The sequence below is a fragment of the Rhodococcus sp. NPDC019647 genome (genome assembly GCF_044389235.1).
GTDB classification, from domain to species: Bacteria; Actinomycetota; Actinomycetes; order Mycobacteriales; family Mycobacteriaceae; genus Rhodococcus_F; species Rhodococcus_F oxybenzonivorans.
The window spans coordinates 32,266-56,793 of sequence record NZ_JBIRXS010000020.1 but is presented as its reverse complement, the minus strand read 5'-3'; the positions used below and the strand labels follow the sequence as shown (position 1 = coordinate 56,793).

The 24,528-nt window shown below is 64.6% G+C and carries 19 protein-coding genes; 16 read left to right on the top strand and 3 right to left on the bottom strand.

What is annotated here, in order from left to right; genetic code table 11:
- Positions 1–781 precede the first annotated feature (781 nt).
- Both ACH49N_RS27155 and ACH49N_RS27150 read left to right on the top strand, forming a co-directional pair.
- A complete protein-coding gene (locus ACH49N_RS27155; protein WP_358275617.1) occupies positions 782–1,495 on the top strand; it encodes a ParA family protein in 714 nt (237 codons plus the stop codon).
- Positions 1,496–2,171: 676 nt separating this feature from the next.
- Positions 2,172–3,218 (top strand): DUF2637 domain-containing protein, encoded by a 1,047-nt coding sequence (locus ACH49N_RS27150; RefSeq protein WP_358275615.1) that lies wholly within the window; start codon positions 2,172–2,174, stop codon positions 3,216–3,218.
- A 350-nt stretch (positions 3,219–3,568) separates the two neighbouring features.
- Here the strand turns inward: ACH49N_RS27150 and ACH49N_RS27145 are convergent, their stop codons facing one another.
- Positions 3,569–4,138, bottom strand: a complete 570-nt coding sequence (locus ACH49N_RS27145; RefSeq protein WP_358275613.1) for a hypothetical protein — start codon at positions 4,136–4,138, stop codon at positions 3,569–3,571.
- 2,466 nt (positions 4,139–6,604) lie between these two features.
- Between ACH49N_RS27145 and ACH49N_RS27140 the strand changes: the two genes are divergently transcribed.
- The 3 genes from ACH49N_RS27140 (at position 6,605) to ACH49N_RS27130 (ending at position 9,149) form a co-directional block, all read left to right on the top strand.
- Entirely contained in the window at positions 6,605–7,597 is a 993-nt protein-coding gene (locus ACH49N_RS27140; RefSeq protein WP_358275612.1) for a nucleoside hydrolase, read from the top strand.
- Between the two features lie 296 nt (positions 7,598–7,893).
- The gene (locus ACH49N_RS27135; RefSeq protein WP_358275610.1) at positions 7,894–8,133 is read left to right on the top strand and encodes a hypothetical protein; all 240 of its coding nucleotides are present in this window, start codon (positions 7,894–7,896) and stop codon (positions 8,131–8,133) included.
- 56 nt (positions 8,134–8,189) lie between these two features.
- On the top strand, positions 8,190–9,149 hold the full coding sequence (locus ACH49N_RS27130; RefSeq protein WP_358275608.1) for a DUF6545 domain-containing protein: 960 nt from the start codon (positions 8,190–8,192) through the stop codon (positions 9,147–9,149).
- Here the strand turns inward: ACH49N_RS27130 and ACH49N_RS27125 are convergent.
- Both ACH49N_RS27125 and ACH49N_RS27120 read right to left on the bottom strand, forming a co-directional pair.
- The gene (locus tag ACH49N_RS27125) at positions 9,106–9,474 is read right to left on the bottom strand and encodes a hypothetical protein (RefSeq protein WP_358275607.1); all 369 of its coding nucleotides are present in this window, start codon (positions 9,472–9,474) and stop codon (positions 9,106–9,108) included. The genes ACH49N_RS27130 and ACH49N_RS27125 overlap by 44 nt on opposite strands.
- Positions 9,467–10,060 (bottom strand): helix-turn-helix transcriptional regulator, encoded by a 594-nt coding sequence (locus ACH49N_RS27120; protein ID WP_358275605.1) that lies wholly within the window; start codon positions 10,058–10,060, stop codon positions 9,467–9,469. Before ACH49N_RS27120 ends, ACH49N_RS27125 begins: the two co-directional genes overlap by 8 nt.
- Before the next feature lie 819 nt (positions 10,061–10,879).
- Here ACH49N_RS27120 and ACH49N_RS27115 point away from each other — a divergent pair.
- The 11 genes from ACH49N_RS27115 to ACH49N_RS27065 all read left to right on the top strand — a co-directional run bounded on the left by ACH49N_RS27115 (position 10,880) and on the right by ACH49N_RS27065 (position 24,522).
- The gene (locus ACH49N_RS27115; protein ID WP_358275603.1) at positions 10,880–12,079 is read left to right on the top strand and encodes an insoluble domain protein; all 1,200 of its coding nucleotides are present in this window, start codon (positions 10,880–10,882) and stop codon (positions 12,077–12,079) included.
- Positions 12,080–12,095: 16 nt separating this feature from the next.
- Positions 12,096–12,719, top strand: coding sequence for a hypothetical protein (locus ACH49N_RS27110; RefSeq protein ID WP_358275601.1), 624 nt, complete (start codon positions 12,096–12,098; stop codon positions 12,717–12,719).
- A gap of 3 nt (positions 12,720–12,722) precedes the next feature.
- Complete coding sequence (locus ACH49N_RS27105; protein ID WP_358275599.1) at positions 12,723–14,765, top strand: cutinase family protein; 2,043 nt, start codon at positions 12,723–12,725, stop codon at positions 14,763–14,765.
- Between the two features lie 142 nt (positions 14,766–14,907).
- Positions 14,908–16,527 carry a peptidoglycan DD-metalloendopeptidase family protein gene (locus ACH49N_RS27100; RefSeq protein WP_358275598.1) on the top strand — a complete coding sequence of 540 codons (1,620 nt, stop codon included), beginning with the start codon at positions 14,908–14,910 and terminating at the stop codon, positions 16,525–16,527.
- Positions 16,528–16,594: 67 nt separating this feature from the next.
- A complete protein-coding gene (locus tag ACH49N_RS27095; protein WP_358275596.1) occupies positions 16,595–17,275 on the top strand; it encodes a hypothetical protein in 681 nt (226 codons plus the stop codon).
- Positions 17,275–17,886 carry a hypothetical protein gene (locus tag ACH49N_RS27090; protein ID WP_358275594.1) on the top strand — a complete coding sequence of 204 codons (612 nt, stop codon included), beginning with the start codon at positions 17,275–17,277 and terminating at the stop codon, positions 17,884–17,886. Before ACH49N_RS27095 ends, ACH49N_RS27090 begins: the two co-directional genes overlap by 1 nt.
- Positions 17,887–17,936: 50 nt before the next feature.
- Positions 17,937–19,340, top strand: coding sequence for a ParA family protein (locus ACH49N_RS27085; protein ID WP_358275593.1), 1,404 nt, complete (start codon positions 17,937–17,939; stop codon positions 19,338–19,340).
- Positions 19,341–19,396: 56 nt separating this feature from the next.
- Positions 19,397–19,804, top strand: coding sequence for a hypothetical protein (locus ACH49N_RS27080; RefSeq protein ID WP_358275592.1), 408 nt, complete (start codon positions 19,397–19,399; stop codon positions 19,802–19,804).
- 113 nt (positions 19,805–19,917) lie between these two features.
- Positions 19,918–20,643: a hypothetical protein gene (locus tag ACH49N_RS27075; protein WP_358275590.1), complete on the top strand. Its 726-nt coding sequence runs from the start codon at positions 19,918–19,920 to the stop codon at positions 20,641–20,643.
- Positions 20,644–20,656: 13 nt separating this feature from the next.
- The gene (locus ACH49N_RS27070; protein WP_358275588.1) at positions 20,657–22,930 is read left to right on the top strand and encodes a hypothetical protein; all 2,274 of its coding nucleotides are present in this window, start codon (positions 20,657–20,659) and stop codon (positions 22,928–22,930) included.
- A complete protein-coding gene (locus tag ACH49N_RS27065) occupies positions 22,930–24,522 on the top strand; it encodes a hypothetical protein (protein WP_358275586.1) in 1,593 nt (530 codons plus the stop codon). Before ACH49N_RS27070 ends, ACH49N_RS27065 begins: the two co-directional genes overlap by 1 nt.
- Positions 24,523–24,528 lie beyond the last annotated feature (6 nt).

The window sequence follows — 24,528 nt, the reverse complement described above, 5'->3', positions numbered from 1 at the left end:
TCGCTAGAACGCCATTCGTCCTCGTTGCGCCCCCAGCCCTGAGCATGCGCAACAGCCAGGCGGCGGTCTAACGTTCTGGCGTTATAGCGCTAGACCGCCGCCTCGTGCGTAGTACGCAGCGATGCACGCATTCCGCCGTTCCGGCGTTGCGGCGTTGCGGCGTTGTGACGTCAGAACTTCGTAACGCCGCGTTGCGCACCCCGCGGGCCATTGCAACGTTGCGCCGTTCTAACGCCACAACACCATGGCATTGCGCACTCCGGCAACGCAGCCGATCAAACGCTCTACCGCTGGGACGCTATGGCGCTACAACGCTCGCTTGCACACGCTTCGCAACGACTCGACCCCAATAGGGCGTTGGAGCGTTCTAACGCTAGAACGCCATTCGTCCTCGTTGCGCCCCCAGCCCTGAGCATGCGCAACAGCCAGGCGGCGGTCTAACGTTCTGGCGTTATAGCGCTAGACCTAGGTCCCGCCAAGATGGGCCTGACCCTGCACTGCGCCGTTCGAGCGCCGCAAAACCCCTGGCTGGCGGCGGACACCAGATAAGGCCGCTCGACGTTCTAGCGCTATAACGCTGTAACGTTCCAACGTTCCAACGTTCTAACGTTCTACAGTTCGTACGCCACAGCGGCGTGTCGACATCCCAGTTTCACGGCGCGGTTGTAGCGTTAACAGCGCAGTCGCGACCTGACGCCGGCAACTCCAAGGTTTGTCGCTGACTGCGTGTCCTGTCGCTTGCGAATTGGACGTTTCCGCATGAGTACTCAGGAAGGCGCAAATGGCCAACATCATCGTCTGCCATTCCCGCAAGGGAGGCGTAGGCAAGACCACGGCAGCCTATGAACTTGCATACGAACTCGACGCAGTTCTCGTCGACCTCGAACACGACGGTGGGGGAGCGACACGCAAGTGGGGATATCGCCCTCAAGATCGTGTGAAGATCCCGCTGCTTGACGCGATCAGGTCTGGACGAGTTCCAAAGCCGATCAAAGGCTTCAAGAAACCACGCCTCGTGCCAGGGCACCCAGACCTGTACGACCAGGCACCCTCCGAGGAGGTTATGGCCGAGGCGCTTGTGCAATGGGCGGAAGAATGGGACACAGAGTGGATTGTCGTCGACACGCATCCAGGCTCTAGTCCTCACGGGCATGGCGCGCTGTCAGTCGCGAATGTCGTTTTGGCACCGACACCGCTGCGGACTCTGGACCTTGACGCGACAGAGCAACTCATCGATGAATTGGCAGACTATCCGCTTGTCATCTCGCCATCCATGGTGCCGCCGGTGCCTCCTGGACGCGCCGTCGAACGCCTCACACGGATGATCGAAGGGACGCCAGTTCAAGTTGGTCCGCCGATTCCGGCGGCCAGCCACGTCGGTACCCGTACGAAGCGAATCGCGATAACGGCCGAGGACCCTCCGGCGAAACCGCTCCGCGCATTCGCCGCTGCGATCACAGACACGGCCAAGTACCTCAGGGAGTATGTCCAGTGAGTAACGGAATCGATCAACTCAACAAGATGCGGAGCAAGTCCGCTCGGCCCAACGGAACTCGCACCATGCCGCCTCCGCGTCATCAGCCGAGAACTACGCCGGTGAACCTCACGAATGGGTCGACCGCCCAGGAAGAGCCTTCTACGCCGCCTATCAAGGAACCGGCCAGCCTAGTGCAGCCGGCGGTGGCGCCCGTGACAGATGATCAGGTAGCTCCCGCGCAGATACCACCCGTCGCCGCAGGTGGGGGAGGTGTTGTACAACCTAAGCAAACGCAGCCCCAGCAGACAGCTCAAGGATCGCCGAAGCAAGCGCCGACTTCTGACACCGCTCAGGAACCGGAGGAGCTGACGAAGTCAACGATCTACCTGGACGACGCGTCAGACCAATTTCTTGAGGAAGCCATCTACCTCGGCCGCAAGCAGAAGCCACGCATCGATTCGCGGAGCGCGATCGTGCGTTTCGCACTCCGTGCCCTGTCAGAGAGCATGACTCCCAGCCAAGTAATCGACGCGATTCGGGCAGCGGCACCGCCTCCAGGCAACCAAGGAAGGCCGCGCCTGTAATCACTGGCGCATTGCAGTGTTCTGACTTCTGTGTAAGCAGGGGAGTCCCGCCGATATGCAAAGAGGCGGGACTCCATGACCGGGGACCCGCAGGAAGGAACAGCCCGATCATGACCGACTTTAACCTTCGAGCTGCGAAGATCCAGTTTCGCAGTCTCATCGTGGTCCTTATCGTTGCGATCCTGATCGCCACTGGCATCACCACCGGGAGTTTTGTACTATCCTTCGACGCACTGCGAGATTTCGGCCGCCAGAACATGATGCGTGCTGACCTCGCCTGGATACTCCCGGCCATTATCGACAGCGCAATCGGGCTCTCAACGATGGCGGCCGTTGCACTGAACAAGATCACCGGCCACTCCAAAGGCCGGAACTTCTTCGCTGGCTTCGCAGCCGTCGTCGTCTTCCTCAGTGTCTACATGAACGCATCCCATGCGTATCGAGCCGTGTTGGACGCACAACACAAAATTGACGCGGGCATTGAGATCGGCATCACGCCAAACGCACCCTGGGTCGCAGCTCTTACCGCGATCATCCCGCCCGCACTTATCCTCGCCTGCACACATGGACTCGGAATCCTCATCAAAGCCATCGGCTCGGCATACAACGAGTACAACGCCCAAGTGCGCATAGCCGCCGACGAAGTCGACCAAACAGAGTTCTTCGAGTTCCGCGAACACGAACTCGCCGACCACGACCGTGGCGACTTCACTATCGAGAACGAACAGTACTTAGAGGACGTAGAGGATGACGACCTCAGTGACAGCGCTAGAAGCGATGTCACTACCCAAGGCGTCGAACTGCAGTTGATAGCCGATCATGAGCCCCTGATCGACCACCACGAGCCCGAATCAATCGAAGTCGCGCCATCCCCGAATACACTCTCCCTCGGCGCTCTCCTCGAAAATTCCGCCCTCTCCGATGCCGTGAAGGCCACTGCACGAATGAAATTGGCCGACCCGTCTCTGTCATTCGAGTACATCGGCAGCGTGTCAACCCCATCCGTGCATGCCTCGACCGCATGGCGCCGCTACGACAAGTTTGAAACCCTTGCCCGTCAGGCCGGATACGACGTACCACCGTTGCCTGATGTCAGATCGGACCGCGCGAAGTACGGCAAGGAGCTTCGTGTAACCACAGCGGGTGCGACCAGTTGAAAACGTCGACATTCGTTAAGGCAGCAGATGGCTAGGTCCCGTGCCGTCCAACATGGTCGGACGCTCGGTTCCAGCGTTTGAAGCAATCGCCGAAATAGGCGGAGGCACTCATATAGCAGTTCTAGCGCCACAACGCCCTAACGGTAGGGCGTTAGAACGCTCTTCGTGTAAACGGTGGCCCACCGGAATCGCGGACGAATCGGCCGGAGGCAGATCAGCGCCTCGGGCATCTCCCCAACTGGCGGGGACATCCCGGAAGTGGTCCTCGCCGGCCGCGGCACCTGGAGCTGTCGGACGGTATGAATCCGGGAACGAACGGTGCCCTACTGCTACGGCGGGTCGGTGAAGGGTCACCGAACCTTAGTGTTGTTGCGAGCGGGCCCGTGGATGGTGACACCGCGTTGCACTGTGGCGTGGGCATTGTCGTGAAGCAGTATTCGGCTGTTGTCGGTCGCATGGACGGTGGTGTGCCCCTCGGCGTGAACCGTAGCCCAGTCGTAGGCGTAAATCGTGGCTTCGTCGGTGGCGCGAACCCTGGCTCGGTCGACCGCGTAGACGATGGATTTGTTGCGGGCTTCGACCTCGGTATCGTCGAACGCTTCGACGATACCGATGGTGTACGCGTAGCAGCGAGTATGTCCCTCAAGCTGCGCCTGCGCTGCGTCGGTGACGACGATAGCCGGCGCCCGGGTCTGTTGCTGAGGTCTGCTGGTGGAGATGCGGACGCATGAGGAGCCCGAAATCCGCAGGGTGCCACTGCCAACGAGGTCGTGGAGCTCGAGGATTTGATCGGGCGGGGAATCGATTATGACGGTCTTCGCGCCCTGAGCGAACCGGGCAACGACATCACTAGCGGTGCGGCACGGAGTCCGCGGAGTACGGCGCTCCTGCTGGCCCGTCGAGCGGGTTGGGCGCCTCATGCTCGACAACCTAGCCGCAATCCGTGCCAGCCAATGGATGCCACGCTAGAGGCGACATTCGTCGATCCATCGATCGTGCTGTCATGCGGCCGCCCGACCGGCTGAACTCTGAACCACGACCGCCCGGGCCGTGCTGTAGTCAGCTCTTCCGTTCGATCTGGTGGGGAACCTGCCGTAGCGGACTCTCGCCGGCGCCGAGATTGGTAGCGCAAACGCTCCGGTGGACGTATTGCGACGTGTCCCGCGCTTTTTACCCCGCGTGGTTCTCCACTGTTGCTCTTCATTCCACCAGGTAAACAGCTCGCGGTCTACCAGGTGTCGTGATGCACGGCGGGCGTTGATGCCGGCAACACCACGGGTCTGTGCGGCGATCTCTAGGACCCGGAGCAACTGCTCATCCGTGGAATCCGAGGTAAGCAACCCCGCCGACTGCAAGCGGATGAGTGCCCTTCGGATGAATTCGATGCCGTAGCCAGTTTTCTCCGACAAGCCATTCAGGCTGTCCACTCCAGATCGATAGAACCAGTGGACACGTGCGGTTGCCGCGCCGAGGCCGCCGTACCTCAGCGGACTCCATAGATCGTGGGTGTGATGAGTCAGGGGTGAGAGCCCAGGTCCAGAGACGGGGGCGGGTTCCCCTTGTGTTGCATAAGAAGTCTCTACGCCCACATCAGGTGGCAGATTGAGAGTCCACCTTGCAGCTCGCGTCCCCACGCTTGGAGTCGTCAGCGTCACCCAGCCTTCCCCTGCCAACACGCGAAGCCTGCGCGAGATAGTGGAAGCGTCCAGGGCGCATGTCTGTGCGAGGCGCCGGCAGTCGATGTCGAGAACTCGAGTCCGGGCGGTGCGCGCCAACCCGGTCAGCGCGTGGAGTATTCGCTCGTCACTGGCCCCTCCTCGCCTGCCCCATCGCGCCGATGTCGCTACGAGGGCATGTTCAATGCCGTCGAGTTCGTCGTCAACCGGTTCACGCGGCGCCTGGCCAGGGTGAGCAGCAAAGGTAGCGGCTCGGGCGACAGCGCGTGACCATTGGCGTTCTATCTCGCCGCGGCCGCGGGCTAGATCCTCACGAAGCCGAATCAGGCCCGGAGCGTCGGCAACGGCGGCACGGGCGTCGTCGAGTGTGTGTCCGGCCCGCGCCATGGACAGGAAGATCGCATGGACCAGGGCGCTGCGGTCGGTGCCCGGTGCCGGTGCGGCGCTAAGTAATGCTGCAGTGCGGTGGGGAATGGGACGGCGGGGGCGGTCGAGGCGGGGACCCGCGGAGTCTTCCACGATCCGCACTGCGGGGCCACAACGGCCGGAGAAGGAGGGATGCGGTTCAGGGTGGGGATGGCGCGCTAGCAGCCAGGTTACGACCTCCGGTGTTGCTCCGCGGCCGACCTCATCGAGTGCCGCCACGAGGGCCTCGCCTTGCAGATGTGGTCTCGATCGCCCTCCCGCTCGATGGGGCGCTCCTGGCGGGCGCACTGCGCCTGTGGCCGGATTCGTCAGTGCAGAAGTGTCGAGACTTGGGTAATGCTGGCTGAGGGCATTCGCCAGTCGCCGAACCATGCCCGGGTCTGCGCCGTTTTCGGCGAGCCGGACCCATACGTGTTGCCCACCGGTAGGTCCCGAATGAGCCCGCAGGTGCGCTACTCCCAGGTCGGTCAACTGAGAAGCCAGACGGTCCGAGTCTTCGCGCGCGACGTCCCGACCATGGCGGCCGCTGTCAAAGTCAAACCCGAGCAGGCGAAACCGCTGGTCAGAGTCGGCGAGGTAGATTGCCCACGGAAACTCCGGCGGCTGAGCCGGGATAGACACCGTGGCGGTGTAGCTGTGAGTTCGGTCCGGATCGATTCGTACTCGTCGACGCGGCGACCACAGTCGAGTGCACGCCTCGTAGATCTTCGATTTCGCGCCGTCACCAGCGCAGACCTCTGTGACACGCGCATGAATGATTGAACCTGGATCAGGGCATGCGATACCCTGAGACATGTCAGCCAAGACAGTCCCTTCGGGGAAGCAGCAGTACCACTGAGAATCGAGCTGGTAACTCGAATCTCACCAACCTCGAAAACCCTCGGCCTACCCGCCGGGGGTTTTTGGTTTCTCAGCTGGTCAGAAGCACTGCAGACAATGTGTGGCGGCTTGCGAGTCGTCCTTTGGTGTCGGACCCCGCTTTCGCGTCCTTATGCGGAGAGTGGCAACACCCCCTGATCCAGCTCGCGCACTAGCTCGGGATGCCCGGTATGAAGGGCTAACAAGTCAGAGACGTACTGGCTTACTGAGCTAGTACCCGCCTTCTCCGCCAGTCTTTCGAGATCGCTGTACACGGCAATCGGAACACGGCCCAAACGGCCACGGTCGCCTTTGCTTGGCATAGCCATCCGAATCTCCTTACCTTGGCGCTTTCCCTACTGTGTCCATCCTGGTCCAGGTTGGGCCGTCGATGCCGCTCCGACACGCTGTGCGGATCGAGATATTGTGGCCGTCGCATCCGAGCGGTTCGTTAAGTTCCCTCCGTATGTTAGCGGTACATCAGCGATATGGTACTTAATCATTTTTGGGAGATTCGAATTGCGACACGTTCTCGTGGACAGTGACTGCGGGGTGGACGACGCGCTAGCGCTGGCATACCTCGTCAGATCAACAGACGTCGAGTTGGCAGGTGTCACAACGACCTGGGGAAACTGCACAGCCGAGGAAGCAGCTGCGAATGCACGGCATGTGCTCGACGCCGTCGGCGCAACCCACGTACGGGTTGCTAGCGGGTCTCAGCCGTACTCTTCCTGGCGTCGCGGCGACGCTCACGGGCCGGATGGCCTCGGAGGTACCGAATCACCTCGGCCGCGGTGGACTGGTCCCACGAACGCAGTCGAGACGATCATTCAGTTCGCTCGAGACCACGCTGGTGCAGGGGAATTGCTATGCATCGGACCTTTGACCAATCTGTCAGCTGCCCTCAGTCAGGAGCCACGCCTGCCGGTGCTGCTAAAACGTGTCGTTGTTATGGGTGGTCACGGCGCAAGCACCAGTGAATGGCTGCGGCAGGTCGGGGATACCAATACCCGACATGATCCCGTCGCCTCCCAGCACATCGCGTCCTCGGAACTGCCTATCCTCTGGATCGGAATCGATGTCACTCGAGCCGTGTTGCTCACTAACGAGGATTTCGGCGTCGGTGAGCCCGGTAGAATCCTTCGTCGTATCCATCAGGACTACGGGGTCAGCCGGGGAGCGGCTTACGGATATGACCCTTCGGATAATTGGCGCGTTCCCGCACACGATGGTGTCACAGCTTCGTGCTTCGTGGATCCGGTGGCAGCTGGCTTGGTGGCGGAGTCCGGCCAGCTGAGCGTGGTCGATGAATCTGATACCGGACCTGCGTTGAAGGTTGTAGGCCCCGGCCTTCATCAGATTGCGACAGGAATTGACGCAGCAGCAGTTCGGACGATGTTGCGGCGGGGGACACAATGATCAGGCTCAGACGATATCTGACTCGACTGAAGGCGAGACACATTGTCGCGCAGGCACTCAGCCACCAAGCAGTGACGGTGGAGGACCTGCGCCAGTTCTGCTCAAACCGCACCGGAAGGCGCGTTTTGCTGGTGCCTTTCCCGGTTTCCAGTCTGGAGGATCGGCCTTCCGGATTCCTCTTACGCGCCCGAAACAACACCGACTACGTGTTTTACGATCACCGAGCGGGGTCGTGGCGAGCAACCTTGATCATCTGTCACGAATTGGCACATATACTTCTGGACCATAGTTGCGGAATGACCGAAGTCCTGGATGACCAAATGCTGGCCGCTTGGTTTCCCTCACTGTCCCCAGAACTACTCAAGGACGCCCTCAAACGAACCGAGTATGACACGATCGCGGAGTACGGTGCCGAGTATTTGGCTACCAAACTGCTGATTCTCACGCTACTCGATGATCTGGACTTCAAGGCGCTGCACAACTCTGTGCAGATCGTCTGTGCTAACAACATGATTCGGGCTTACGCGAGCCGATGAGAAATCACCTACCACTCGCTCTCGATCTGGGCATACTCATCTTTGCCTGGATCGTTGTGATCTCCCGCTTCTGCCTGGTCCGCAGTAGACATGCGCGGATCGTCACCGTGCTCATCCTGTGCTTCACAGCGGTAGACACCCTCAAGGCTGGCCCCATCAACGACATTCTCGCCGCCTGTCTCGATGCCCGCACGGTCCGGTTGGCCGCACACGTCTTGTGTGTAATAGCAGCGGCGGTTGCGGCTTGGGCAGCAGCAAGTGCAGCGAACCGCCTACGACCCGCCCGCCTCACGTCAGGGGTGGTCGCAGCATCAGCTGGCCTCATTGCTCTCGACGGACTGGCAGGTCAACGTGACCATGTCATCGAAGCCGTGCATCCGCAGGGCATCGCGGTCGCATATTTCACAATCTATGCAGGCTCGATCATCGTGTTCGAAGCATATGCCGCGACAGTTCTCGCCGCTGCGATCCGAACCGATAAACCGAATCGCGGACTGCTCGCACCTTCGGCCACGGTCGTTGCCCTCTTCTTTGCCACCGGCGTCAATGCGCTCACACTGTTGTGGTACGCAATTCGTGCCTCTGCTGGCGACATTGGACCGGCGGAGCAATTCCAGCGGAACTCGAACGGCAACCTCTTCGCGTACTTCACCTTGGTGGTGGCCTTGGTCGGTGCAGCAGCCGTGGTCCGACGAACAAGTGGTGATAGTGCTGTCAACCGATCATCCGTCAACGTCACCGAACTTCAAGTTCTGTGGCGAGACCTGACCGATGCCGCCCCGCACGTAAAGCTCGACATGAAAGATCTCGACCCAGACGCACGCACCGTCCGAATGATCACTGAGTGCATTGACACCCTCTATGACCTCGGGCTAGACCCAGCGACAGTCACGATCGCAGATCTACACTCGAGCTCTATCGAGCCGTATCCCAAGACCATCGTTAATTCCGGCGTCAGCGCAACCGATGTCATCAATCTTGCGCGTCGCTGGGGTTCCCAACCTCTTCGAGACTGACCAGAAGGGCTTTACGCTGACTCGCGGTGGCAGACCCGCGCAACATAACGCACTCTGGCCCAGCAGCTACCAACGCCTTCAACAGCCGAAGTTCGGTGTAGGCGTCATTCTCACCAGGAGTGCCGAAGTAGGTGGCGTGAGCGGTACTCCTGTCGTTGAAAACGCCGCTGATCTCCACGAAACGCTGCTGCTGACCCGCTGTGAGATCACCAGCCAGGAGCGCCTGCTCACTGCAACCGAGTGTCTCCGCAACTTCAGCGCTATTCAGCGCCGTGACACTAAGAAGCAACTCAACCTTCTGGTGATCGGTAACTTCCTCAAACATCTGCATCATCATCCTTCGTTAGATCGTGGGCCAGCGAACGACGTCGAATATTTGCCTTGGTTCGAGCCGGAGTGATGTCCTCCGGAGGTACAGCCCAAAATTCATCGAGCGCTTGCGCAACCCACGTAGGCCTGACATGCCCCTGTTCCCCTTGATTTCGGAGCATGGCCGAGGCGACTCTGCCTATATACGGCGAGATCAACGTGCGTAAACGGTCGACCGCGGCAGACAGCTCTGGCTCGTCAATACTGTTGGCGAGCCGGCGAAGCTCGGCGCTCACCTCGACAAGTTCACCCAATGCTGAGTAGGTAATCGATACTTCGCCAGCTGGCGCACCAACCTCATCGGAGCCCAAGGGTGTCGGTTCGCCGCCCTCGTACGCGGTCGCAGCACTTCCCTCGGCCCACCGAAGCACATGGTCAAGCTTCTTGAACGTCGCGACGCGCAATGGCGGTGATTCTCCGCTCTCGATCCGCACCATCGTCGGCTCGGACGGCCCGCCTTGTGCTGCGACAGCGGCAAGGCTCAGCCCCAGCTGACGTCGACGCAGATTGACCACATCGGCGAACTGCTGCATGTCGGGCATGGAAGCAGCGTACTTAAGGAAGATAGGCGTCTCTGACCCCAACACTCGCGCGCTGCACATCACAGCGGGAGGATATATAAGCGTTGCGTAAACACGGACCGAGTGGGTACATTCATATCACCGATGTATGCACTAAATGTAAGCGCGCAGGAGTGGCGACGCTTAAGCGAGGTACGAATTCCGGGGGAGAGGCTGCGGGTGGCTAACCGACTTTGGTATGGACAGTTACTAACTATCCGCCGCGCTTCTTCTGCTGGGGGCTCGCCGTGTTAGGCCCCAGGTGCATCGGTGATTGGCGTCCCCTCTCGCACCTGGGGCCTTCTCTCTCCCGCAGCGTGTCTACGCGTTGCGCATCCATGCCGCAGGATCTCGGATCCTCGCGGGCCGTTGCCGTACCCATATGGAGGACCCGATGACCTCGGGCATTCGGCTATACCCACCTGCTGATCGTACTTACACCTCGCTGCCGTTACAGGCGCCGCGAGCGACGACACCGTGTCCGGCAATCGTGCCGCACCCTACGGGACGGGCACCCGGTCTCGTTGAGCATTGCCCGGGACGGGCACCCGGGCACACCTGTTACCAGCTGCATCTGCCTGGCCATCCGACGTGCCCGGTCGGACACGCGCTGATCCCCAGCTTCTGACTTACCTCACTGCTGACGATCACCTCGACGGGCACCAATTCCTCACGCCTCTCATGGAGTGCGTTCTCACGTAAGGGCTTCTCGCATGTTCCTCAACTTCCTCATCTTCTTCTTCGACGGCCTCAAATACATACCGGGCCTCGGATGACGCGCGGCACAACGAAGGGAAACGTATGAACCACAACGAAATCGGCGGACAGCATCGCCTCCAGAAGCAGAAGGCAGCCCAACGGGTTGCCCTCCTCGGGGCGGTGACGGTGGTGATCGGATTGGCCACGAACGGGATGGCTAGTGCCGCACCTGACCAGCCCGGGATCACGACTCCGGAGGCTCCGGCGGAGCAGGCAGGCATCACCTCGACACCGTCGACACCCGCCGAGTCGGCACCGGCGGAGGTCATCGAGCCTGCACAGCCAGACCCGGTGTATTGGGGTCCCGCACCGGCGGAGCCGATCGTGTACCAGGCAATCCCGAACTTCGACTACGAGAGTAATCAGTACATCGAACCGGAAGGTGGCTATGCCGACGTCGCCCCGGTGCAGTTTCAGGATTTACACCTTCCGCAGTGGGTGGAGCCAACGCAGCCGTTCATCGCGCCCCGCGACACCCTGAGGCTCGGTGAGCTGCACCTCAAGCAGCCGAACTGGGTGTCCGATGTGGACAAGGACCGCACCAACAACACAGTCGCGAACGTCGAGTCCGCGACGACCACCTTCTGGCGGTCGCTCGGGGTGGAGACCTCCCGCGCCGAGCGGATCTCGGCAGCGCAGATCGGTGCCGGCGCGGTCGGTGCGGTCACCGTCGGGACCGCCGCGGCTGTCGTTGCCGGCACCGCGTGTGGTCTTGCAGCGGGCACGGCCGCCGGAATCGTCGGCATGAGCGCCGGTATGGTCTTCCTCCCCGGTATCGGGTGGGCACCGGTGGGCGTCCTCGCCACCGCTGCTGGTGCTGCGGCGGGCGTAGCGGCCTGCGCCCCTCCCGCGTTCGTGGTGGGGGCGGGTCTTGGCGGTCTCGGCGCGGCCGCCGCGGTGACACCGTTCGCCGCTGCGGACAAGGGTGAGCCGAGAGAGGTCGAAATCGCGGACGTCGATCAACCGGCGATCACCGAGCAGACCGAGCAGGTCCTCGAGCAGTGGGCGGCCGACCCGATCGGCACCCAGGTCGTTTCTGCGGTTCAGGACACGGTCGAGGCGGCCCCGGTTATCGATCAGCAGGTTCGCGACTTCGCTGCCGCCCAGCCGGGCGGGAAGCAAGCTCTCGAGCAGGTCGACACCGCCCTGACCACGTTCTTCGGCGACTCAACACCGGGTCTCGCATCGCAGCTCATCAGCGATGCCATTGGCGCGGGCATCCCCGCCCCGGTCAGCGCGTAAGGAGTGGTGACCGGCTGTGTCGTCGAAGAAGACCGCATCACCGAGAATGCCGGTTTCGGGTCCGCGGGTGTTGTCTGCGACCGGCAGTCCGACACGGGGCGACGCCGGTGATGGTAAGCGGGTCCGCACGGCAGGGTTCTTGATGTTGTCCGCCCTGGTGGTCGCGGTGCTGGCCGCGCTTGTCATCGTGGTGGTCTCGTTTTTGAGCCGCCTGTCACCGAGCGATCCGGTTTCGCTCGACAGCATCGCTCCGACCGCGCGCCCGTCGGCGCCCTCGGAGACGACGGCCCCCACGGCGGGGTGCCCGGCCGCACAGGGCGATCAGGCCACCGCGCAGGGTGTGATCGCCGCGTTCGAGCACGCCTACTACGTGCAGCGATCCGGTGCGGCGGTGCGGGCCTTGGTCGCACCGGGTGCCGCGTTCAATTCGGCCGAAGCCATTCAGCGCGGTATCGATTCGGTTCCGGTGGGGACGACGTACTGCCTCACGGTCACCGGTGTTGCCCCGGACACGTACTCGATCAGCTTGACCGAGTACGCGCCCGGTAGCGAAGAGAAGCAGTACCTGCAGAAGGTCACGACCGCCCTGGTCGAGGGCCGGGTGTTCATCGCGTCCGTCGAATCCGTGGGGGAGAAGTAGCTGATGATGCGGAAAAGGATTTCCACCGCAGTCGTGATTGCAGGTGTGGCCGCGGCCGCGGTGATGTCCCCGGTCCCGGCGGCCGCGGTCGTGGGCACCGACTGTGCCCGGTTCATCGCGGTCCTGGTCCCAGGGACGACCGAGACGACGGCGTCCGCGGATCCGTCGCGACCGGCCGGGCTGTTGGGTTCGGTCGGTGAAGAACTCAAGAAGCGGTACGGCGCTTCGATTCAGACGGTGTACCCGAACTACGCGGCGCAGGCGTTCGTGCAGACCGGCATGTCGTATGCGACGTCGAAGACCGGGGGAGTGCAGTCGGTGTCGAACGCGATGGCACGCTGCCCGGCGTCGAGTTTCGTCCTGGCCGGTTACTCGCAGGGTGCTGATGTCGCCAACGACGTCGCGGTGAACATCGGTGCCGGCCGCGGACCGGTCCCGGCGTCGGCAGTGCGCGCGGTGGTGTTGGTGGCAAACCCGAAGAACGGCACGCAGGGCTCCCAGGTGGTCGGGCCCAAGCTCGACGGCCAGGGCATCGCCGGTCCCGCGACCGAAGGGTTCGGCGCCCTGTCGGGCCGGGTGTTCGATATCTGCAACCCGGGCGACAAGTACTGCAACACCAATGCAGGCCAGGACACGTTCCTCGCCTCGCTGGGACGGGTGCTGGCCAATCCGCCTGGCGCGGTCGCTTCGACCGCCGCATCCGCGGCCGCGACCACCGCGACCGCATCGATCCCAAATGCGGTCGCACCTGCGAACACAGACAGTCCCACACCGAATTCCCTTCCTACCGGTGGGGATGCCGCCGCGTTCGTGGACGGAGTGAGCACCGACTACGGGATCGCTGATCTCTCCTCGGCACCTGGTGCGGCGCAGTCGTTGGCCTCGGCCGTCGAGCGCCTCCAGTCCGCACCGTCACCGAATTCCACCGCGCAGGCGGCGGAGGTGGCCGCGGTACGTCAGCAGGCGCAACTGGTTTCGGGCACGTTCGCCCCGATCGCACAGACCCAGCAGTGGATGGCGGCGAATCCCGCTGCCCGAGCCGGTTTACGGGAAGCACCCGCCGATTCCCCGGAGGCAGTCACGAACTCGGTGGTCGATGCCCTCGACCAGGTGGATGTGCCGAAGGTGCTCACCGCCGCCGATTCGGTGGTGCAGCTGGCAAACACCATCCTGTCCTCGACTTCCGGCGGCGCAGCCTCCACCACCCCCACGGCCTCGTTTGCCGAACTGCGTGCGCCAGCCCAGTCGTTGTCCTCGTCGGTGGCGCCGCTGACCAGTACTCCGCTCGACCAGCTCCAGACGGCGACCTCGGTGCTCTCGGCGATCAAACCGGTGACAATCATCAACCAGATCCTCAACGTCGTGGCCGCGGTGACCTCGGTGGACTACCCGGGGGTCGTTGCGAATCTGCAAGCCCTGGTCGGGGATCTGTTGGCCGGGAACATCAAGGCCGCACATCAGGTGGCGGGCGAGCTGAACAATCAGCTCTCCCCCTTCGTGAAGATGACGGCCGGGGTGGATCTGAAATCGATTGCCCAGCTGCTGAGGCTGATTCCGGATCCATCCGGGACGGCGGCGATCGCGTCGATGATCGTGGACCTGCTCGGCAACGTCGATGTCATCCGGATGGCCCGTGATGTCGGCCAGATCCAGGAAGTGGCCTGGCAGGTCGCCGAAACCGGGAACCTTCTGGCGCTCGGGCAATTACTCCCCTTGGGGTTGGATCTGGCGAACGTCGCCCTGGGCATCTTCGTTCCGGGGCAGAAGATGTCGCCCGAACAGCTCCACGCCCCGGCCGATGCCCTGACCACGCTGATGGGGGCGCAAGCGGCGAACAGCGATTTCGTCGGGTTGGGCAACTCGGCGCTCACGGCCGCGACCTCACCGAATGCGATGAACCTGACCGAACTCCTCGATGAGGGATTCACCGCGGCGAGCTTTCTGGGATCGAAAGCCCATGAGGCCTATAACACCTGGCTGATCGACGGCAAACGCACCGCTCTGCAGGTCGTGGTGGATATCGCGACCAAGGCGATCGGGGGATAGCCGGAACCCTCACCTCCGAAGGTGTGACACCTCTTGGGCGAGAGCGTGTTCCACCAGAGAAGATTCCCAGTTTCGCGGCAGCGCAGCTGCTGACCTTCGTGCCCGGGCGGGCCAGACACACGACACACGTAAGGACTTGACGATGGGTGATGCACCCAACTCCTCGAAGACCGGCGTCAAAGCCGCGACCGCAGCTCTCGCGGCCGCGGCGGCGATGACCGGTTTTCTGGTGTTGGGCAGCGACAACCCGGAAGCCGCCGATGATTGCCTGCCCACCAGGCCTGCGGTCGGCAACGTTGCCCCGGGTCCGGGGACGAAGACCCAGCCGATGCGCGGCGGCACTTACCAACTCACGTCCGGTTTCGGGCCTCGGTGGGGGTCATTCCATCGCGGTGTCGACTTCGCCGCCCCACTGGGCACACCGATCTACGCGGCGACGTCCGGAACGGTCGCCGAAGCCGGGTACGCCCAGGGATTCGGCAACTGGGTGATCATCGATACCGATGTCGAGGGCACCAAGGTGTCCACGGTCTACGGGCACATGAGTGCCTCGACCATCACCGTGACCAAAGGCCAGCACGTCTCCGCCGGTCAGCACATCGCGGGCGTCGGTAACGAGGGTGAATCGACCGGGCCGCACCTGCATTTCGAGGTGTGGAACGGGGGCCGCCTCCCCGACGGGGCGGGTGTGCCGACCGATCCGGCGCCGTGGTTGTCCGGTGCGAACGAACCCGCCGCACCCACACCCGGCGGGGCGGCAGTGATCGCGGTGCAGGCGGTGGCTGTCAGTACCCCCTTGAACGGTGGTGCGGGGTGTGCGCGGCCCTCGGTCGGCGGGACCGGGCTGCGTGCGGGCTCGGTCCCGGCGGACTTCGAGCCCTGGCTGATCAAGGCAGCGGCCACGTGCCCCGAGATCACCGCCCCGATCCTGGCTGCCCAGACCCACCAGGAATCGAAGTTCAACCGCGGCGCCTACAACGCGCGCTCGCAGGCAACCGGATCTGCGCAGTTCCTCCCCACCACCTGGGCGAGTGAAGGAGTCGACGGCGACGGTGACGGCAACCGGGACATGCACTCGGCTGCCGACGCGACCATGTCGATGGCCTCCTACGACTGCAAGATGGTCGAACTGTCGAAAAAGGGTCTGGCCGAGGGCCGGTTGAGCGGCGACGTCGTCGATTTGGCGCTGAGCATGTACAACTGCGGCCCCGGGAACACCCTCGCGCAAGGCGAGGTGTGCCAGAACGCCGAAACCCGGAACTACGTGACCCAGATCCGCAGAACCGCGCTCGAGGTCTACACCGACACCACCGCACCCGCACCGGGTCCGGGCGGCGCCACCGGCAGCGCGGTGGTCGACGCCGCACTGCGGTGGCTCGGCACCCCCTACGCCTGGGGCGGCGGCGACGAAAACGGTCCCACCAAAGGCATTCGGGACGGCGGGGTCGCGGACAGTTTCGGCGACTTCGACAAGATCGGCTTCGACTGTTCCGGCCTGGTCAAATACGCCGTCGCACAGGCCACGAGCGGGCGGATCGTCCTCTCGCACCTCGACGCCACCCAGATCACCGACGCCCGCGGCACCGCGGTCCCCGTCGCGGCCGACCTGCGCCCAGGCGACATCATCCAACCCCACGCCGGCCACATCTTCATCTGGATGGGCGGCAACAAGGTCGTCGAAGCCCCCGAGTCCGGGGCGGTGGTGAAGGTGTCCGACTGGACCCCACCAGCGACCGGACTCAAAGCCAGAAGGTTCGCGTGAGCGGCGCGAACACCCCACCAGAACACCGGCCACCGCGCCGGTGACCCCCGAAGGAAGGACGAAGAGGATGGCAACAGCCACTGCATCGGAGGAATGGGACAAGGCCGCGGCCGCAGTGCGCGCCGCCGCCGAGGAGCTGCGCGGCTCGGACACGGCGGCGCTGCGCACCTGGGCGTCGTCGAAGAAGCTGCTGTCGCGGTCGATGTGGCCGAAGGTCAAGCGGGAGCTCTACAAGCAACTCGACATCGACTACGACACCCAACGCGAAACCGAAAACGCCACCCGCCGGCAAGCCGTCGCCGCGGCCGCCACCACCGCACCGCTGGTCGAGCTGTATGCGGCCGGCGACGAACGCGGCGCGTTCGCCGTATTACCCGGTCCCGCCGTGCACGCGGGGAACGACGCCGACATCGCCGAAGCCGCCTGGTACGGCACCTTTCACGAGAAGGACACCATCTACCGCGACGGCGATCAGGACTCGGCCGACAACTCCGCCGCGGGCAAGGCCGTGTTCCTGGCCGGGAAGGTGCGTGAATCACAGGGGATCGACGCGGTGCGACTGCTGCTGCACATCAGCAACCCGAACCTCGACGGCGACCGCCTCGCGGGGACAGCAGCGAAAGCCGGTGTCGCACTCGAACTCGACATCACCGAGACGAACCCGGCGTACGAGTACTGCGAACGCCCTGGGTATCAGGCGTGGCAGGCGATCCGGTTGTCCGATCTGCTCGTCGACGAGGAGCAGTGATGGCCGCGTCGCCGCGCGCGGCAATCGCGGTGCTGGCCGCAGCGACGGTCGTACTGGCGGGGTGCTCCGCCGGTAGCGAGGACCGGTCGGCACCCGCGTCGACGACCCCGGCCAGGGCGCAGCAGTGGACACCGTCGGGCGCACCGCCGGCCACCGTCACCCGGCCGCACGCCACCATCCCGCAGACCGCGCCGGAGCAGGTCGCCGGTGTGGACCGTTCCGACCCTGCCGCGGTGGCCGATGTCGTGGTCGCCACCTGGTTCACCTGGAACACCGCCGTCGACGCCGGCCCGAACGACGCGGCCGCGCGCACCGGCGCCTTGCTCACCGAACAGCTGCGCGCCGATCTCACCGGCACCGCCCCCATTTCGACTCCGGGCGGGCAGTGGCTCGAATGGGCCACAGCCCGCGCGCAGGTGTGGCCGACCGTCACACCCGTGGCCAACCAGGGCGCGAAAGACACGGCCACGACGGTGCACCGCATGTACCAGGTCGAGCAGACCGCGGTGGCACCGGACAACAGCGTGGTCGGTGTCGCCACCACCCAGGTCGCCGTGCTGGTCGTCGCCCACGGCGACTACTGGTCCGTCGATGCGGTGCAGCCGCTATGACCGGCGAACCCGCCCAGGAACCGACATCCATCCCACCCGAAGGAACTGTCGTGAGCTCACCCGCCCGATACGAAGACTCCTCCACCGACGACTACGCCGCCGAAAACGCGGTGAACCTGCGCACCCAACGCCTCAAGCGGCAAACACCGCGCCCCGACCCCGAACCCACCGGCACCCGGGACGACGACACCGGCGACACCACCGGCATCGGCGCCGCGGACGACGCCTACGCCGACCCCTACGCCGTCGGTCAGGACGCGCTCGCCGCCAACGAAGCACCCGCGGCCGATACGGCCGCCCCGCGCCCCGGAGGTTTCCTCGAACCCCACACCGACCAGGTCATCGGCCCGGCCGTGTGGGGATGGCGCGGCAAGGTCAACGCTGCGACAGGTCTGCGGATCCGGCCGACCCCGGAGTCGGCGGAGATGCGATTCCGCGACTCGATCGAACGTATCCAACAACCCCTACCGGGCTGCTCGGTGGTGACCTTCGCCAATCCCAAGGGCGGTGCCGGTAAAACCCCGAGCCTGCTGACCGTGTCGAACACCTTCGGCCGACACCGCGGCCGCGGTGTCGTCGCCTGGGATGCGAACGAGGCGACCGGCACCCTCGGCGACCGCGCCGCCCGCACCACCGACAACGAACTCGGACCGTGGGATGTCCTCGAACACGCCTCCGAACTGGCGTCGGCGTCAGCGGTGTCCGGGGCGTTGGGGAACTATCTGCGCCTGCAACCGACGCTCGACGAGGTGCTGGCCGCGGACAACTCCACGACCCGCGAACGTGGAATCGGCTGGGACGAATGCGCAGCCCTGATGGCCGTGCTGCGCCGGCACCGGGATCTGATCTTCATCGACACCGGCAACAACCCCTTGGCGGCGAACTGGTTGTGGGCCGTCGAACACTCGGACCTGCTGGTGGTGCCGCTGCCGTTGCGCACCGACATGGCCAAGCAGGCCTACCGGATGCTCGACGGGCTCGCCGCCCGCGGCCTCGACGAGCTCGTGCGCTCGGCGCTCATCCTGACCACGGCCACCCCCGAATCGGACCCGGGCCTCGAAGCCAGTGTCCTGGAAGAGTTCGGCCGACTCGGAGTCCAGAACATCATCCGCGGGGTGCCGTACGAGCCGCAGTTCGCCTCCGGAAACCGGATCGCCTACGACCGACTGGCGCAGACCACGATCGAGGCCTACACGAATATCGCCGCCGAAATCGCTGACCTGTTGGCCTACCGCGCGCAGGGCCGGGTGCAGTCGTTATCCGACTCGTCCGCACCTGCGCAGATGCAGCGCCCACCCGAGGTACCCCGTCTGCCGCCGCGCTACGGGCGCACCGATCCCTACCCGCCGGCCCCGGCGCGGTACGCCCCACCGGGCTACGACTCGCCGTATGACCGTGCCCCGCGGCCGGAACCGTTCTCGGGCCGCGGAGCCCCACCTCACCGGCGACAGTGATCCGCCCCGCGCTCACCGACCCCCATCCCGGCGCCACCACTACCGAAGGAGAAGCAATGACCAGGCCCCACCAGAGCACCCGCCGCCGCCCGGGAGTCCGCCGACTGATGTCCGCGGCCACGGTGACGGCGACCGTGCTGACCATGTCCATCCTGGCCGCCGGCCCCGCCTCGGCGCAGATCCGCAATCCCACCGACGGGATCCTCCCGAGCCTGGATTTCCTGGGTCCCGCCTTCAACAACGTGTGGGTTCGGGTCTTCGGCTCGATCTGGGGATTGCTCCTCGGCGCCGCGGCGATCAAGTTCTTCGCCGCGCTCTACAAGATTCGGGCAGCGAAGGCCGGCGGCTACGGTGCCGAAATGGCTGATGCCTCGTCCGAGGCCAGGGTCGCCGGGGTGGCCTTCGGCTGCCTTGCCGCCGGCGGCGTGATCATCGGCGCGATCTTGTTCGTCGTCGGCGGCTGACACGCCAGAACAGCCCCCGCCACGGTCCGCAGACAGGGCATCTCCGTGAACACCTGTTGTGCCCAACCACTTTCAACAGAAATGAGAAGAACATGGTGAAGGATTTTTCCTCGGTGAGTACCACCCCGTCGTCGGGGCCGACGTTCGCGACCGGTTCCGGCGGCAACCCGAAGGGTGGCCTGTTCGGTGGGGGCGGCGGGAAATGGGTGCGGCCGACCGTGATCGGCGGTGTGGTGCTGGTGGTCGTGCTGCTGATCACCGTCCTGACCTCCGGTGGGGACTCCGGCGAGGACACCGGCTCGGATGCGATCCGCACCGCGCACGGTCCGAACACGATCATCGACGGCGTTCCGCGTGGGTACACCCGCGATCAGGCCGGGGCGCAGACGGCGGGGGTGAACTTCATCCAAGCCCTCGGCCAAACCGATCAGGGAAGGATCGACGGGGCGAAGTTGCGGGAACTCGCCGTGGGTTCGGCGCCCAGTACCGCGCTGACCACGGTCCTCGACGCCGCCAGTGGCCGCGAGGAGTCGAAGGGCACGGTCAACAATGTGCCGCTGATCGTGACCGTCACCGATTTCACCCAGGATGCGGCGACGGTGTCGGAGTGGGGGATGGGAGTGAGCCAGGCCCCGATGAGCGCCGACACCGACAAGGTCGGAATCCTGACGGTCTACGCGACGACCACGGTCAAGCTCGTCTGGGAGGGCGACGACTGGAAGGCCGTGGACTGGTCGTTCACCAGCGGCCCGGACCTCGAGGAAACACAGTTCCCGGCCGCTGACTCGCCGCTGACCAAGCAGGGCGCGGGCGGCTTCTACAGCTTCTACGTCAACTAAGGGTGGGGGGCCGATGATGTGGCGCACACTCGTTGTGGCGTTCTTCGCCATCATGTTGCCGATGTTGCTGTGCTGCGGACCGGCTGCAGCGCAGCCCACCGCGGTACCAGCACCCGGTCCCGGCGGGTCGGCGGCCACGAAGTCGGCCAAGGAACTGCCCACCGGATTTCCCGCGAACCTCAAGCAGTTCGTCGCCGGGACCGACGAATTCAAGTCCGCACCCTGGTTCACCGGTGACTGCAAAGACAAGGGCGGCGACATCGGCCAGTACGTCGGCGCGGTGATGGCCCAGGAGCACCGGTTGCTGTACTGGACCGCCACCGAACAAGCCCGCCTGGCCATGTGGGGGCCGGCGGTGGCGATGAACCAGAACCCGGCACTGGCCGAGGCGGTCGTCGCGGCCGGCGGCGAAGGCACCACGCTCACCGGGATTCGACTCGACAACGAGAAGAACCGGAAAGCGGTCCTGTCGATCACCGACGAATCGGTACTGGCCGCCAACGTGTACCCGCCGGTCTACCCCGAGGCAGACACCCGACTGCATCCGCCGAACCCGACATGCGCCGACGACGTCGCAGGATGGACCACGAAGACGTCGAGCACCTGGGGCTTCGACTGGGCGAGCACACCGGACGCGGCGTCCCTCGCGACCATGAAGTCGCAACCCTACGCGGACCTGGTCCCCGGCGGTGCGTGGAACGACACGTGCGCCTCGGACGCTCCCGCCGCGTTGTGCATGCACGCGATGTTCGTCAACTGCGACAAGACCAATCGCATGGACGACAAGACCGCGTGCACCGCCTGGAACACCAAGATCGGCGCGTTGTTCGGCCACACGATGAACTGGATCGACCAGAACACCAGCTTCTCCGACCGCCTCGAAGCCGGGCTCGAATCGGCGTTCCAGGCCACACCGCAGTACAAGGCGGGGAAGATGTACGCCGACGGGTTCAGCTGGGTGTGGGACAACACCGTCGGCGCCCTCGGTGACGTGGTCGATTTCGTCAAAGACCCCTCGGACGTGATCGATTCGTGGGCAAACAAGCTCAAGGCCGGATCGATTTCCACCACGAACGCCGTGCTGCACGGGATGGCCGGGGTAGGGGAGTTCGACCCGGCGAACCAGTCCTTCCTCGCCATCTATGCGGCATCAGCGGGGCTGGGAATCCTGGTAATGGCCGTGATGACGCTGCTGGCGATCTACAAATCCACCGACGGCAACCGGCCACCGATCGAACTGGCGAAAGACCTCTTCGCCTACATGCCGGCCGGGATCGTCGCGATGATGTTCGCCCCGCTGATCGCGCAGATGGTGATCTCCCTGGCCCACGAAATCTCCAACGGCGTACTCGACATGATCGGCACCTCCACCGATGAAGTGGTCGGCAACATCTCCTCGGCCCTCGGCCCGCTGACCGATGCCACGCTCGTCGGTGGAGCCATTGCCGCGATCGTGGGCTTCGGACTGCTCTTCCTCGGCGGGTTGTCGATGTTCTCCGGGCTACTGATGCACTCCGCGGCACTGCCACTGCTGGCGGTGGTGTGCGCGATCGCCTTCGGAATGTGGGTGCACCCGGTCTGGCGGAAAAAGGCTCTCCGCCCGGTGATGACGTTCCTGGGAATCGTGTTTTCCAAGCCGTTGCTGTTCATCCTGCTCGGAACCATCTTCGCCGTCATCAACACCTCCGCCCAAGGTGCGGTCGCCGACGACGGGGAACTCGAATCACTCGGTCAACTCTCGCTCATCGCGGTGTGTTTCGTGATCCTCGGACTGGCCCCGTTCTCCCTCCTCAAGTACGGCCCCATCCTGCCCACCTCGGCCGATTCCGCCGACTTCGGGTCAAGCGGTTCCTCGGCCGGTCAGGTCCTCGGTTCTACCGCCGGGATGTATCAGATGGCAGCCTCGGGCGGCGGCGGCGGAGCCGAACCGCACAACGCCGGCGCGGCGACCGCGCCCGGCCGCGATGGCGGCGGATACACCGGCAACAGTCACGCCGGAGGTGGCGGTGGCCACGCCCCGTCGGCCGCTGACCAGCGATCCGCCTCGAGCACGCACGCCGCCAGCGCCGGCCATCAAACCCAGTCCCCGTCCGGCGGCCACAGCGGCAGCAAGTCCGGGGCAAAGAGCGCCGCGATGGGCAGTGCGGAAACGAAGCTGGTCGGCGCCGCAGCCGGGGCAAGTACCGCGATGGTCGCCCCGATCGCGCTCGCCGCAGCCGGCGCGGCGCTGAACAAAACCGCCTCAGCAGTGCAGAACGCCCCCGAACACGCGGATGGAGAGAACTGATGAGTGAGCAACGCACCGCCGTCCTGGGCCGCGAAATCGCCCGCCGCGGCATCCTCCCGTTCCCTGAGCCGGTGGTGATCGCGTGGTGCACCGCCCTGGCCCTGGCCTTTGCCGCCGTGATCGTCGTCGGCCAGTCCTGGCAGGTCCTCCTCGTCGACGCACTGATGATCCTGTCGGTACTGGGGGCGACGCTCGAGATCGATCACCGCGAGTCCTACGCCAGTCGCAAAGCGAAGGAGATCCGAAACAAGCAGCGCCGCAAACGCGGTGAGCACATTTTCATCAGCGCCGGTGACCCACTGTTCGGTGATCCGAACGCCGACCCGGGGTGGGACAAGCCGGTCCCGCTCTACCGGGCCGAACCGGTCGATCTGACCGGCACCGGACTCGACGACATGTTCATCGTCGAGCACCGCACCCCGGGCGACAACGACTACTACTCGGTGATGATCGCGATGCAGGGACTCGCCGAGGGGTTGCGCGGCGACCCAGAGTGGGCGGTGACCTCATCAGCATTCGGGCGAACGCTTGCCAGTTTCGCCAAGCGCAGCAGCTTCGTCCGCGGCATCGAAATACTGCACCGCAGCGTCCCGGAAGATCTGATCCCACACGAGACCTGGGTTGCCGAACAGATCAAGGCCCTCGGCCCAGCCGCCGAGCAGGTACTGCCCGCGATCCACTCCTACGGCCAGCTCATCGACCGGATCCGCCCCTACTCCGAGGGCCACCGCGCCTACGTCGTGCTGATCTTGCCCAAGTCGGGGAACCTGTTAGCCGAGGGCGCCCGGGTGGCCCGCCGCAAGGACGCCCCGCTGATCGGCGGTATCGCGCAAGTCATCCGGGACGAAACGATGCGGGCGGTCTCCGCGCTCGAGCGGGCCAAGATGGGCCGGGTCGAGGTCTACGGCGAACAGCGGGCCTGCGCGGTGATCCGCGCCTGCCTCGATCCGGCCTTCCCGCTCGAGTCACACAAGGGGGTGCGGTGGGAGAACTGCTGGCCCTCCTATGTCGGCGGCGAGGACACCGTTCAGGTGGCCGGGCACTGGCACACCCGGGTCGGGACCATCCCGGCCCGATCCATCGAACCGGTCGAGCTCGGCCCGCTGTGGTTGGCGCCGCTGCTGACCGGTGTCGCCCCTGACCCCGGGGACGACGAAATCCCGGCCGCCCCCACGATTCGAACGGTGATGGTGCGGATGGACTTCGTCGAGGCAGCCAAAGCCCGCGAAGCGGCCAAGGTCGATGCCACCCAGGACAAAGCGAAGCAGATCGACGAACACCGCAAGGGCAAGACCACCGACGGCACCTCGGAAGTGATGGCCAGCGCCTCCGCACGGCGGCGTGAGGACCTCAAACCCGGAACCGGGCACCACGGGGTCATCTACTCGATGGCCCTCTCGGTCACCGGCCGCGACGAGGACGACGCACTACGGGCCTGCATGCGAGTCGAACAAGCAGCCGACGAGTGCGGCATCTCCGAAATCGAGTGGCAAGACCACCGACACGACGTCGCGATGTTCCTGACTCTGCCGCTCGGCCGGGGCCTGGCGGCCACCAAACACACCCGCGCAAAGACCACCCAACTCCTCTGACCTGGA

Bases quoted from the DNA above. Each gene is read 5' to 3' on its own strand.
- ACH49N_RS27155 (WP_358275617.1), top strand. From the start codon at position 782: ATGGCCAACATCATCGTCTGCCATTCCCGCAAGGGAGGCGTAGGCAAG.
- ACH49N_RS27150 (WP_358275615.1), top strand. From the start codon at position 2,172: ATGACCGACTTTAACCTTCGAGCTGCGAAGATCCAGTTTCGCAGTCTC.
- ACH49N_RS27145 (WP_358275613.1), bottom strand. From the start codon at position 4,138: ATGAGGCGCCCAACCCGCTCGACGGGCCAGCAGGAGCGCCGTACTCCG.
- ACH49N_RS27135 (WP_358275610.1), top strand. From the start codon at position 7,894: ATGACCGAAGTCCTGGATGACCAAATGCTGGCCGCTTGGTTTCCCTCA.
- ACH49N_RS27125 (WP_358275607.1), bottom strand. From the start codon at position 9,474: ATGTTTGAGGAAGTTACCGATCACCAGAAGGTTGAGTTGCTTCTTAGT.
- ACH49N_RS27120 (WP_358275605.1), bottom strand. From the start codon at position 10,060: ATGCCCGACATGCAGCAGTTCGCCGATGTGGTCAATCTGCGTCGACGT.
- ACH49N_RS27115 (WP_358275603.1), top strand. From the start codon at position 10,880: ATGAACCACAACGAAATCGGCGGACAGCATCGCCTCCAGAAGCAGAAG.
- ACH49N_RS27105 (WP_358275599.1), top strand. From the start codon at position 12,723: ATGATGCGGAAAAGGATTTCCACCGCAGTCGTGATTGCAGGTGTGGCC.
- ACH49N_RS27100 (WP_358275598.1), top strand. From the start codon at position 14,908: ATGGGTGATGCACCCAACTCCTCGAAGACCGGCGTCAAAGCCGCGACC.
- ACH49N_RS27095 (WP_358275596.1), top strand. From the start codon at position 16,595: ATGGCAACAGCCACTGCATCGGAGGAATGGGACAAGGCCGCGGCCGCA.
- ACH49N_RS27090 (WP_358275594.1), top strand. From the start codon at position 17,275: ATGGCCGCGTCGCCGCGCGCGGCAATCGCGGTGCTGGCCGCAGCGACG.
- ACH49N_RS27080 (WP_358275592.1), top strand. From the start codon at position 19,397: ATGACCAGGCCCCACCAGAGCACCCGCCGCCGCCCGGGAGTCCGCCGA.
- ACH49N_RS27070 (WP_358275588.1), top strand. From the start codon at position 20,657: ATGATGTGGCGCACACTCGTTGTGGCGTTCTTCGCCATCATGTTGCCG.
- ACH49N_RS27065 (WP_358275586.1), top strand. From the start codon at position 22,930: ATGAGTGAGCAACGCACCGCCGTCCTGGGCCGCGAAATCGCCCGCCGC.